The sequence below is a fragment of the Halotia branconii CENA392 genome (genome assembly GCF_029953635.1).
Classification (GTDB): Bacteria; Cyanobacteriota; Cyanobacteriia; order Cyanobacteriales; family Nostocaceae; genus Halotia; species Halotia branconii.
Genome location: NZ_CP124543.1, coordinates 193595 through 205630, shown reverse-complemented (window position 1 = coordinate 205630; position 12036 = coordinate 193595). Strand labels below are relative to the sequence as shown.

12 protein-coding genes, 1 tRNA gene and 1 pseudogene are annotated in these 12036 nt (G+C 40.5%); 7 read left to right on the top strand and 7 right to left on the bottom strand.

What is annotated here, in order from left to right; genetic code table 11:
- Positions 1 to 54: 54 nt before the first annotated feature.
- Complete coding sequence (locus QI031_RS00970) at positions 55 to 303, bottom strand: hypothetical protein (RefSeq protein ID WP_281483376.1); 249 nt, start codon at positions 301 to 303, stop codon at positions 55 to 57.
- A 264-nt stretch (positions 304 to 567) separates the two neighbouring features.
- On the opposite strand from QI031_RS00970, the gene QI031_RS00965 reads away from it, so the two are divergent.
- Together QI031_RS00965 and QI031_RS00960 are read left to right on the top strand one after the other, a co-directional pair.
- A complete protein-coding gene (locus QI031_RS00965; RefSeq protein ID WP_281483375.1) occupies positions 568 to 1764 on the top strand; it encodes a Coenzyme F420 hydrogenase/dehydrogenase, beta subunit C-terminal domain in 1197 nt (398 codons plus the stop codon).
- A gap of 33 nt (positions 1765 to 1797) precedes the next feature.
- Entirely contained in the window at positions 1798 to 2175 is a 378-nt protein-coding gene (locus tag QI031_RS00960) for a GxxExxY protein (protein ID WP_281483374.1), read from the top strand.
- Positions 2176 to 2226: 51 nt separating this feature from the next.
- Here QI031_RS00960 and QI031_RS00955 read toward each other — a convergent pair whose 3' ends face one another.
- Positions 2227 to 3456 carry a methionine gamma-lyase family protein gene (locus tag QI031_RS00955; RefSeq protein ID WP_281483373.1) on the bottom strand — a complete coding sequence of 410 codons (1230 nt, stop codon included), beginning with the start codon at positions 3454 to 3456 and terminating at the stop codon, positions 2227 to 2229.
- A gap of 87 nt (positions 3457 to 3543) precedes the next feature.
- Here QI031_RS00955 and QI031_RS00950 point away from each other — a divergent pair, with 87 nt between their 5' ends.
- The 5 genes and pseudogenes from QI031_RS00950 (at position 3544) to QI031_RS00930 (ending at position 7985) form a co-directional block, all read left to right on the top strand.
- Complete coding sequence (locus QI031_RS00950; RefSeq protein ID WP_281483372.1) at positions 3544 to 4362, top strand: acyl-CoA desaturase; 819 nt, start codon at positions 3544 to 3546, stop codon at positions 4360 to 4362.
- A 190-nt stretch (positions 4363 to 4552) separates the two neighbouring features.
- The gene (locus tag QI031_RS00945) at positions 4553 to 5605 is read left to right on the top strand and encodes a fatty acid desaturase (protein WP_281483371.1); all 1053 of its coding nucleotides are present in this window, start codon (positions 4553 to 4555) and stop codon (positions 5603 to 5605) included.
- Positions 5606 to 5829: 224 nt separating this feature from the next.
- Positions 5830 to 6000 (top strand): annotated as a pseudogene (locus QI031_RS00940) (fatty acid desaturase); the annotation flags it as partial.
- A gap of 186 nt (positions 6001 to 6186) precedes the next feature.
- The gene (locus QI031_RS00935) at positions 6187 to 7311 is read left to right on the top strand and encodes a fatty acid desaturase family protein (protein WP_281483370.1); all 1125 of its coding nucleotides are present in this window, start codon (positions 6187 to 6189) and stop codon (positions 7309 to 7311) included.
- Between the two features lie 119 nt (positions 7312 to 7430).
- Entirely contained in the window at positions 7431 to 7985 is a 555-nt protein-coding gene (locus QI031_RS00930) for a Uma2 family endonuclease (RefSeq protein WP_281483369.1), read from the top strand.
- A gap of 79 nt (positions 7986 to 8064) precedes the next feature.
- Here the strand turns inward: QI031_RS00930 and QI031_RS00925 are convergent, their stop codons facing one another.
- From QI031_RS00925 to QI031_RS00905, 5 genes are all read right to left on the bottom strand, one after another.
- Positions 8065 to 8403, bottom strand: coding sequence for a XisI protein (locus QI031_RS00925; protein WP_281483368.1), 339 nt, complete (start codon positions 8401 to 8403; stop codon positions 8065 to 8067).
- Entirely contained in the window at positions 8388 to 8807 is a 420-nt protein-coding gene (locus QI031_RS00920; protein ID WP_281483367.1) for an element excision factor XisH family protein, read from the bottom strand. The genes QI031_RS00925 and QI031_RS00920 overlap by 16 nt, the downstream gene beginning before the upstream one ends.
- Before the next feature lie 136 nt (positions 8808 to 8943).
- Complete coding sequence (locus QI031_RS00915) at positions 8944 to 10209, bottom strand: glutamate-5-semialdehyde dehydrogenase (protein WP_281483366.1); 1266 nt, start codon at positions 10207 to 10209, stop codon at positions 8944 to 8946.
- A 4-nt stretch (positions 10210 to 10213) separates the two neighbouring features.
- On the bottom strand, positions 10214 to 10621 hold the full coding sequence (locus QI031_RS00910; RefSeq protein WP_281483365.1) for a hypothetical protein: 408 nt from the start codon (positions 10619 to 10621) through the stop codon (positions 10214 to 10216).
- A 1049-nt stretch (positions 10622 to 11670) separates the two neighbouring features.
- Positions 11671 to 11742: transfer RNA gene (locus QI031_RS00905), tRNA-Gly, on the bottom strand.
- Between the last annotated feature and the right edge of the window lie 294 nt (positions 11743 to 12036).

The window sequence follows — 12036 nt, the reverse complement described above, 5'->3', positions numbered from 1 at the left end:
AAAGGCGCAAAGGCGCAAAGGAAGAGAAGGTATTTCAGGTAGATGTCTTAGTGACTACATTTGCTCTAGTTGCTTTCGCAGTGATTCTAGTTCTAAGTTAACAACGGTGCTTGAACTAGAAGTAGTAGTTTCTTTGAGACTTTCTAAGGCAAGTTTATATCGTTTTAACCATTTATAAACTTCGATTTGAGCTTGCGCGTAGTCTCGTTGAGCAGTTTCTAAAGTTAAGCTGGCGCTAGTTGCTGCTACACGTAACTTTTCTAGAGCCTTCTGCCCTGATTGATCTGGATCGTAGAGTGTCATAAGCTGATCTAGGAAACCTCATTATCCAGAGCTTAGGCTCAGTTAAACTATTACGTCTTCGTAAAATTTACTTAAGCCTTAAATTTTGCTTTTAATACTATGTCAGAAAAGTCCTAATATACTCTCTCATTAACTTGTAGCGAATTAAATTAGGTAAAACTCTGCGTTACTTTGCGTCCCTCTGCGTTGAAAAACGTATCGTAAAGTTCATAGCCAGTAAAGGTATTGTAATAAAAGTGATTCCTGGATAAAACAAAAATTTATATGACCTCAGTTTATCCTCACAAAAAAGCCAAAGCTCTTAAACCTACTAGCCGCCGCCCTGCTAAAGAACTTTGTAGCGAATGCGGATTGTGCGATACATATTATATTCATTATGTCAAGGAAGCTTGTGCTTTTATTAATCAGCAAATAGGCGAACTTGAAGAACAAACTCACAGGCGATCGCGCGATCTCGATAACGCCAATGAACTCTACTTTGGTGTTCATCAAGACATGATGGCGGCGCGAAAACAGCAGCCCATCGAAGGCGCACAATGGACGGGTATTGTTAGCAGCATCGCCATTGAAATGCTGAATCGCGGTTTAGTAGAAGGTGTTGTCTGTGTCCAAAACACCAAAGAAGACCGCTTTCAACCCATGCCTGTGATTGCTCTTACCCCAGAAGAAATACTAGCAGCACGAGTAAATAAACCAACACTTTCACCCAACCTTTCTATTTTGGAACAGATAGAACAATCGGGAATGAAGCGATTATTGGTAATTGGTGTTGGTTGCCAAATTCAAGCTTTGCGAGCCGTAGAAAAACAACTGGGTTTAGAAAAACTATATGTTTTAGGTACACCTTGCGTAGATAATGTTACCCGCGACGGACTGCAAAAATTCTTAGAAACCACCAGTCGATCGCCTGATACTGTTGTACATTACGAATTTATGCAAGATTTTCGGGTTCACTTCAAACATGAAGACGGATCAACAGAAACCGTACCTTTCTTTGGTTTGAAAACTAACAAACTTAAAGATGTCTTTGCTCCTTCCTGCATGAGTTGCTTTGATTACGTTAACTCCTTGGCAGATTTAGTCGTTGGTTATATGGGCGCACCCTTTGGCTGGCAGTGGATTGTAGTCAGAAATGATACTGGTAAAGAAATGCTGGACTTGGTGCAAGACCAGTTAGATACTCAGCCAGTGATGTCTCAAGGAAATCGTCAAGAAGCTGTACAGCAAAGTATTCCTGCTTATGATAAGGGTGTGACTTTGCCGATGTGGGCGGCGAAACTCATGGGTGTGGTGATTGAAAGAATTGGGCCGAAGGGTTTGGAGTATGCGCGGTTTTCGATTGATTCGCACTTTACTAGGAATTATTTGTATGTGAAGCGGAATCATCCCAAGAAGTTGGAGGGGCATGTGCCGGAGTATGCTAAGCGGATTGTGGGGCAGTATAAGTTGCCGGAAGAATAGCTCACGCAAAGGCGCGAAGGCGCAAAGTTAAAGATGAATGAAAATGAAATTGCGAAGATGGTTGTTGATGCTGCATACAAGATTCACGTAAGTTTGGGACCTGGATTATTGGAGTCTGTGTATCAGGCTGTTTTGGAATATGAGTTACGGAAACGAGGATTGCAGGTGGAGGCAGAGCGACCCATACCTGTTGTTTATGAAGATGTACATTTGGAGGTAGGTTTTCGTGCAGACCTTATTGTTGAAGACAAGGTGATTATCGAACTCAAATCAGTAGAAGCAGTTCATCCAGTACACAAGAAACAACTATTAACGTATCTTAGTCTTGCTAACAAACGCCTTGGCTTGCTGATCAATTTTGGAGCTTTGCTGATCAAAGACGGTATCTCACGAGTTGTCAATAACTTATAAAAAATCTCACACTAATCCTTTGCGCCTTTGCGTCTTTGCGTGAGCTTTTTCTTAAGCTTCTCCCACAGCATCCATCGCCGCCTCCAAGGCGATCGCAATATGAGTCCAGTGAGTCCCGCCTTGGCAATAAACCACATAAGGCTCACGCAAAGGGCCATCCGCAGAAAACTCCAAAGTACTACCCTCAATAAATGTCCCACCAGCCATGACTACTTGGCTCTCGTACCCCGGCATATCATCGGGAACGGGGTCTAAATAAGAACCAACAGGAGAATGCTGTTGTATGGCTTTACAGAAAGCAATTAGCTTGGCAGCAGAACCAAGTTTAATCGCCTGAATCACATCCCCACGAGGAGCAAGGGGCGCAGGATTTACGGGATAACCTAGTTTGTCAAAAACATAACCGGTTAGGTAAGTTCCCTTCATCGCCTCTCCTACCATCTGTGGGGCTAAAAACAACCCTTGAAATAACAACCGATTTTGATCAAAGGTCGCACCGCCGTAACTACCGATACCAGGAGCAGTTAGACGACAAGCGGCCGCTTCTACTAAATCGGCGCGACCGGCGACATATCCACCAGCGTTGACGATCGTACCGCCAGGATTTTTGATCAGCGATCCCGCCATCAAGTCAGCACCTACATTGGTGGGTTCTTTGGTTTCGATAAATTCGCCGTAGCAGTTATCTACAAAGCAAACTGTGTTGGGGTTTTGCTGTTTAACTATGTGGATAATTTTTTCTATGTCGGCAATTGATAAACTTGATCGCCAAGAATAGCCGCAAGAGCGTTGAATTAACACTAAACGGGTGTTATCAGCCACGTTAGTATTTAAAGCTTGCCAATCTATCTTTCCGTCCGTAGTTAGCTCTAATTGGCGGTAATTTATGCCAAACTCGATTAGGGAGCCTTGTCCTTGACCCCTTAAACCAATGACTTCTTCGAGCGTATCGTAGGGAGAACCGACCACTGCTAACATCTCATCTCCAGGACGGAGTACACCAAATAAAGCACAAGCGATCGCATGAGTTCCCGAAACAAACTGCACTCGCACGGCCGCTGCTTCTGCGCCCATAACTTCGGCGAAAACTTTATCTAAAGTTTCTCGTCCTAAATCATCGTGGCCGTAACCACTGACACCAGCAAAATGATGTGCGCCTACACGGTGATTACGAAAAGCATTTAGGACTCGTTTCAGATTATGCTTGACCTGTGCGTCAATTCCAGAAAAAATTTCTAACAGTGCCTGTTCTGCTTGCCGCAGCTGCTCCAAGCTGTTCATTAGTTCCTCTTTCACAAAAAAATTATAGATATACGCGATTTTCAAATCGCGCAGATTAAGCTGGACAATTCCAATTCGGGTTACTGCATGACTATTGCTACTTCGACTAAACCTCAAATCAACTGGGTGAATACCCTATTTTTCCTTGGTCTACACATCGGCGCTTTGTTTGCTTTTGTTCCTGGTAACTTTAGCTGGTCAGCAGTTGGTGTGGCTTTGTTGCTTTACTGGATAAGTGGTGGTCTAGGCATTACCTTAGGATTTCATCGCCTTGTCACCCATCGCAGTTTTCAGACTCCCAAATGGCTGGAGTATTTCTTGGTTTTTTGCGGGACATTGGCCTGTCAAGGAGGGCCAATTGAGTGGATCGGGACACATCGCATTCATCATGTACATTCTGATACTGACCCTGATCCCCATGATTCCAATAAAGGCTTTTGGTGGAGTCATATCGGTTGGTTAATTTATCACTCTCCCTCTCATGCTGATGTTCCTCGCTTCACCAAAGACATTGCCGAAGACCCAGTTTATCAGTTTTTACAGAAATATTTTATTTTGATCCAGGTAGCTCTGGGTTTATTGCTAATGTTTCTAGGTGGCTGGCCTTTTGTGGTTTGGGGCATCTTTGTTCGTATTGTCTGGGTTTATCACTGCACTTGGTTAGTAAATAGCGCTACCCATAAATTTGGCTATCGCAGTCACCAAACGAGCGATCGCTCCACTAATTGTTGGTGGGTAGCTGTATTAGTTTTCGGCGAAGGCTGGCATAATAATCACCATGCCTTTCAATACTCAGCTCGTCACGGGCTGCAATGGTGGGAAATCGATTTGACTTGGATGACAATTCAATTGCTACAAGTACTCGGTTTAGCTACTAATGTGAAACTTGCCGGCACAAAGCAATAAGTCAATAGTTGAAACTCAACGGTCAAGAGTTATAACTTTTGACTGTTGACTTTTGACTTTTGGTAAATTTGTTACGGGTGCGCTTGGGTAGGTTAGGTTGCTATAATCCGAGACGCTAATATTACGAAACTTTGCGGCAAGTTACTAAAAAAGTGACTTGGTAGTGGGGTGTGTTGTTTTTCAGGTGTTCATGACTACATCAATAATTAACAGCCAGCAGCTAAGTGAAGACCTTAGTGATTCCAACCTAAGGCTTAAAGATATTATCAAAACGCTGCCACGGGAATGTTTTCAGCAAAACCGTCGCAAAGCTTGGACTCAAGTTTTGTTCAGTGTTTTTATGGTTGGTTTAGGCTACTATATTCTGGCGATCGCTCCTTGGTTTCTCTTGCCCTTTGCCTGGATTTTGACTGGCACTGCTTTAACAGGTTTTTTTGTCATTGCTCATGATTGTGGTCATCGATCATTCGCCAAACGTCGTTGGGTAAATGATTTGGTGGGGCATTTTTTCATGATGCCGTTAATTTACCCTTTTCATAGTTGGCGGATTAAGCACAATTATCACCATACTCATACCAACAAGCTGGATGAGGATAACGCTTGGCATCCCATTAGACCAGAAGTTTTTGAAAGTTGGGATAAAAGTAGGCAATTTGCCTTTGAAGGGTTTATGCGTAAACGCCTCTGGTGGGTAGGTTCCATTGGACATTGGGCTGTTGTGCATTTTGATTGGCGGAACTTCAAAACGAAAGACCAATCAAGTATCAAGCTTTCTGTGGCTGTTGTCGTGATTTTTGCTGCGATCGCCTTTCCTTTACTCATTGCTACAACTGGTATTTGGGGATTTGTCAAGTTTTGGCTTGTACCCTGGCTGGTCTACCATTTTTGGATGAGTACTTTTACTATTGTTCACCATACTGCCTCAGATGTGCCTTTTGTGGCAGCGAATAAATGGAACGAGGCTTTAGCACAGCTATCTGGTACTATTCACTGCGATTATCCCCGGTGGATAGAAATCCTCTGCCACGACATCAATGTTCATGTCCCACATCACCTTTCTACTGCAATTCCTTCTTATAATTTGCGGCTAGCATATAGCAGCATTAAAGAAAATTGGCAGCCTTATTTGCATGATGAATGTCAGTTTTCTTGGTCTTTAATGAAGCAAATTGTAGACCAATGTCAACTGTACACAACTGATGTTGGTTATAAGTCTTTCAATGAATATTATGCAGAACGATAACTAAGGATAAAGTGCAAGTATAACAACTCTACCCACAAGGGGATAGAGTTTTGTCAGTAGTCAATAGCAAAGCGAAAAGTGCGGTTTTGGGTTCTACCCAAGAGGAGCAACTTTTCAAGACAGAGAAAAGTCGAGCCAGTCTCGTGGGCGGTTCCACCGACTTGAGAGAACTGGCATTGTGCGTCCGGGTTTCCCGGCGCAGAACTTTTCAAGACAGCGAAAACAACTTGTTAAAAGCAACAAAAGCAATTAAACCTGTGATGGGTGAATACTTCCGCAAATCTGAAGAACCGATTTGTAAGTCCTTATGGCGCTCATGTTTTAGTTGTCATTTTGTCTCAGATACTGGCAGCAAGGTTTACTACACATCCAATAAAAAGTTAGCAAAAAATTAATGCAAAGCTGGATTTTGTGGTAAGACTGTCATGATTTTTTTATAAATTGTGCCGATATCTGCGACACAATTTTAGGCGTAGTTTCAGATATTTGATGTTGAACTTCGAGATATATCTAGCTACGCCTTTTTTGAGAGTTATTTCAACTTTAAATCAAGTCAAATGTTATTTACGTGAGCGGTTTTTATGACACAGACACAACCAAAAATAACTTTTACTAAAAACTACGGTTTTAGAAAAGAACTAAACAAACGAGTTGATGCTTATTTTCAGTCTAGGAACATTCCTACTAGAGATAATCCCGCGATGTACCTCAAAACGGTAATGATTTTGGGATGGGTAATTGCTGCGTGGACATTTACTCTTTTTGGCCCGCCACAAATTTGGCTCAAAGTAATTAGCTGTGTTGTCTTAGGGTTAGGTATTGCTGGTGTCGGTTTTAGTATAGGTCATGATGCTAATCATGGCGGTTATTCTCGTAAAAAATGGGTAAATAATACTATAGGTTCGCTCTACGACATAATTGGCTTATCTAGTTATTTATGGAAATTTAGGCATAATTATTTACATCATACTTTCACCAATATATTAGAGCATGATGTAGAAATACACGGTGATGGATTAGTGCGGATGACTCCCTACATGGAGCATAAATGGTATCATTCATTTCAACACATATTCATTTTATTTATATATACAGTAATCCCAATTTATTGGTCGATTGCTGATATTCATCTAATTTTGTTTAAGCGCAAATATCATTCCCATGCAATCCCTACACCTAAACCACTAGAGATGCTTATCTTGTTCGGTGGGAAAGTTATTTGGTTAGGGCTTTTCTTAGGAATACCCTTAGCAGTAGGTTATACTCCTATTCAAACTATTGTGGGATTTCTCATTACTTACATGACTTATGGGCTAGTGATTTGCATAGTTTTCATGCTGGCTCATGTTCTAGAACCAGCAGAGTTTATTCAACCTGATGCTGAAACAAATCAAATAGATGATGAATGGGCTATTTTTCAAATCAGAACAACTGTTGATTTTGCTCCTAAGAATCAATTTTTAAACTGGTATCTTGGCGGACTTAATTATCAAGTCATACACCATTTATTTCCCCAGGTTTGCCATATCCATTATCCAAAAATAGCTCTAATATTAGCAGAAGTATGTGAAGAATTTGAGGTCAAGTACAATGTTTATCCAACATTTATATCAGCACTGGCTTCTAATTTTTCTTGGCTAAAACGTATGGGAGAGGCAAATACAGATTATTCAGCTATGTCTCTGGTAGAGAATTTACCTCGTTAAGCCAAAAAATGCCATCCCTTGAAGGGGTGGCATATTAAACAAAATTTCCTAACGTAAACTTTGTTTGTAAATAATTAAAGTTAAGATAACTGTATTGTGAACTATATCTGAAAAGTTGTATGGCTCTCACCATTAAAGATGTAGAAAGATTACAACAAAAGCTACAAGGAGATGAGCAGGACTACCAAATAGAACTGCAAGAAGGCAATATTTTAGTTATGGGACCATCGGATATAGAGTCTAGCGAAATTGGAGCTGAGTTAATCAGACTATTAGGTAATTGGATAAAACCCCGTAAGCTTGGACGCATATTTGACTCAAGTGGTGGGTTTATTATGCCAAATACTGATTTACGCGCTCCTGATGTTTCTTTTGTGGCTGCGACTAGACTAAAACGTCCTGTTAGAGATTTTGGTCAGTTAGTACCTGATTTGATTGTAGAAATAAAATCTAAATCAGATAGAATTTCTAAATTGGAAGATAAAGTCAAATTATTTTTAGAGTTAGGCGCAAGAGTAGGAATATTAATTAATCCAGATGAGTTAACTGTGAGCGTATATCGCCCCAATGGTAAGATTGAAGTTTTAGCGGGTGACGATAAATTAACTATTATTGAGTTATTTCCTGGTTGGGAAATTGCAATTTCTGAATTATGGCCGCCTGTATTTGAGTAAGTTTTTGTAATTTTATAGGCTGAGATCCCCGGCTTATTTAAGAAGTCGGGGATCTTGTTGTTCAGTCAAAATAACATTGTTAGCTGACAGCAAAGTTTGTATATGGTCGAACTTTAGGATGACGAAAACCAAGTATAATATCCTGTGTAGGAACACCTGCTGCTATTAAATCATTTGCAATACCTTCTTCTGTATCATCATATTGAATCCAAATTTTGTGATCAATTAAGTCTATATGAACAGGTGTTGTATGTAGATATTTATCATTACTCCAACCAATGTCTAAAACTAAATAACTTCCTCTCTCATCATCAAATAATAATCGTGAATCATAACCATCAGGTATAGAAGCGCGATATTTTGCTATTTCTGTTAATATTTTTTTGATAATTTTTTGATATTTTAATTTCTTATCCATTTTACTATCTCTTCGACTACATCATCAAATACAATCAATTTGATAATTTGGTTTTTAATTAAAATCTGTCCTAATTCTATAGTAAACACATTATTAAAAACTGGTCGAGAAACTGCTAGATATAAATCTCGTTTTTCTCCAATCTCATTAAGTATTTGTCTGTATAAAACATACTGTCCTAACGCCTGTTCCAAATCTTTAACATCTGATTCACCCACAAAACTCTTGACTTCTACAACTATTTTTTCTGTTCCTTTCTCCGCACTAATTAAACGTTCCGCACCTAAGTCAGTAGATAAACGTTTATTACCTATTTGGAGAGGAAAGGGATCATGTGTAATTGTCCAACCTGCTTTTTGTAAAGCAAGTTTAACTGTATTGTGATAGATATCTCGTCTTGACATACTAAACGTCAGAATCGGGATTTTTGGATTTAAGGATTAGACTTATAATTTTGGTAAGTAACAGATTTACTCACTGTATTATCTTTACTAGCTAGTAACTTAAGATACCTTAATTATAGAATTATCGCCTGTAATCCTAAAACCGACCATTTCCCTGAACAATATGTTTAACTGTCGTTAGAGTTTCTAAACTAATAAATCCCCGGCGGTGGCCTTTTTGATTAGACATACCCAAAAATACTGAGTCTCCCCGCGAGGGATTGCGGGAAAACCGTGGGGAAGTGTTGATGTATGTAGAAGCGCTGTTCACTCCTAAAGCAAACTGGCGACTTTCCTGGTAAGATTCAGTGACGATGCAGTCAGCATGACCGCTGCTGTGTTGATTAATCCAGGCGATCGCTTCTTCTAAACTATCCACTAATTTAAAAGCTATTGTCTTGGTTAAATAAGCGGTTCCCCATTCGCCTTCTTTAGCTAAATGCAATTGGGGAAACGCCTCTACTAATTCTTCGTCGCCTTTGATTTCAAAACCTTTTTCTTTCAAGCTGTTCCACAGAACTGCTAAAGACGAGGGCATGGCTTGGCGATGAATTAGGACTTTTTCGATGGCATTAACTGGATCTGGTTCACTTTGATGGCTATCGGTAATCATCCAACGTACTATCTCTAAACTCGCATTGAGCGACCAGTAAAGGTAACAATTGCCCATCGCTGACTTTAAAACTGGGTAGCTTGCTTGCCGCATTACTTGCTGTACCAAGCTAGAACGCCCGTAGGGAATCACTAAGCTGAGATACTGGTCTTGAGTAACTAAATCCCGAATGGAAGCACCATGTTCGGCCGTGATGATTTCTATACAGCCTGGCGGTAGATTAACTTCAGCGATCGCACTTTGTAATACTTCAGCAATTACCGTGTTGGAATGGCTAGCCTCAGCACCGCCTTTGAGAATGATACTGTTACCAGTTTTAATACAAAACCCCGCCGCGATCGCTCCTAAATCAGGAAATGCCTCATAAATAAATCCAATCACTCCCAAAGGCATTAACTGAGTGTAACTTTGGGAGTCTTCTAGTTGATAATCAGCATTCCTGACTCGTCGCAGTGGATCTGATAGTTCTCCTAACCGTTGGAGAATTTCCACTGTTGTTTCTAGCCGAGTGGGAGTCAACTTTAGCCAATCCAAAATCAACTCTGGCACTGCCATTTCTTTGCTGGCTTCTAGATCCAAAGTGTTGGCTTCTAAAATGTCGTCAAATGAGCGCTCAATCGCCTCAGCCATCGCCAACACAGCACGACTACGGTCTGCTCCCTTTGTGAACCCCAACTTTAGGGAAGCTTGATAAGCGCGTTTAGCGCTAGTAATTGGTTCAGGGTAATCATCTAAAACTTCAAGGGTCATTGAATTAACGTCTGTAGGTAAGCCAGACCATGAGTGCTGGCAGAACAGCCAACAGCACTGCCACCATCGCCCAAGCAATAATGCTGGAACCATTCGCTAATCGTAATGCTAATGGCAACCATATAATCACTAGCACGAAAAGAATGCCCAATGCTATAGGTAGATAGCTTTCTCCTAGCCGTGGTTGGACTACATGCCAACTATTTCCCGTCCAGCGCCAAGCTCGCTTGTAGGGATAGGTGGTAGAAAGCTGTTCTAGGACATGACCATTATCTTCTACTACAAAGATTTGCTGACAGCGATCGCAACCAAATGCTTCTGTCAGGGTAATAGGAATCAACTGCCCCCGGCGACGGCAGGGACAGGGATATTCCGTGTTGAAGTCGATTTTTTCAGGTTTTTGAGATTGCACAAGCGTTCTAATAACTTGAGCGTGTTTTTACTGGCTGTGAGAATCCATTCCCCCGGAAATGCCTGGGTGGCTTCTGCGTGATCAACTGTTTATCAACATAGCGAGTCGAGACGAATACTGCCATAATTACAAACAGAAAATGTATCTAACTAATACTTTCATATTTTTCTCTTCAGGTATATAGAGGTTCTCGGTTGTATGCAATACACTCCAGTCAGGAAAAGGGGCTAGCAATTAGGGTATAGGGGCTAGAATAGTGTATTTCATTCATCAGAAAACTGCTATAGATACATTTGACCAAAGGAGATGTTTGGCATCTTGTTTAAAAATTTACTGGTCTTCATTTGTAAATTCAAAGGTAATATAGTTACTTTTTTGAACATTGATTATGCTTGTATATCTGCTACAACTTTAAGTCTACGTGGCGATAACTCTGAAAACAACCAGTATTGAACTTTCAACATTACCCCAGATTTTCCTACGAATCACTGGGGTCACTATTATTGTTTTCTTGTGATCACGCTTTGATCGGGATCACTTCTGTCAATTCCTGATAATTATCTTTGAGTGTTGCTGCTAGTTGCGATTTCCGCAACACAAACATTTTTAAAGAGCCATAATTGTCTCTACATTAATCCATTTTCAGACTTGTTCCTTATACAGCTACAATATTCAATTTGCATCTAATTATACAGCTGTATAACTAGTTACCTTGACGTTGTAGTATAACTTTTTTAATGCGGCGCTCCATACCCTAAACCAAATTAGTCGACTACACTTTCAAAAATTGTAACCAAACTCAATACTTTTGCCTTGTCTTATGTAAGCTGGGTTGAGCATTCGCGTAGCATCCCCTAGGCAAGCAAAACCTAACGTATTTGTTGGGTTCCCCTGCAAGTTCGCTAAAAGCGTTCTCGTAAGATTAGACCCTTCGGGTATACGTACCTCAAACCAACTTACGAATCAAGGCTTTTTTCATTTTGGCGGAGGTATTGCAAACTACCATAGAGTTTGGAACAGATTAAAATTAAGATTCACATCTTTTAACAAGCGGGTAACGCGATTCGAACGCGCGACATTCACCTTGGCAAGGTGACGCTCTACCACTGAGCTATACCCGCATTTGCTACTTATCTATGATCTCAAATCTATCTCTATTTGTCAACTCTTGCATTTAATTATTTTGGTTCCTCAGTAGTTAGTATGCTAAGTTGACATAGCGAAATCTCGAAAAGGTAGATATATAAGGTAAATCATCTTATTAACGAAGATAATCGCTTTATATTGCCTCTTTACCCTGTTCCCCGTTCCCTGTTAAGAGTTCCCTCTTAGTCAGCTGCGAATTTAGCATAACAAGTACGGTAGAGCCATTATTTTAGTCAATAGTCCGTAATCAAGAGTCAAAAAATTTTGGA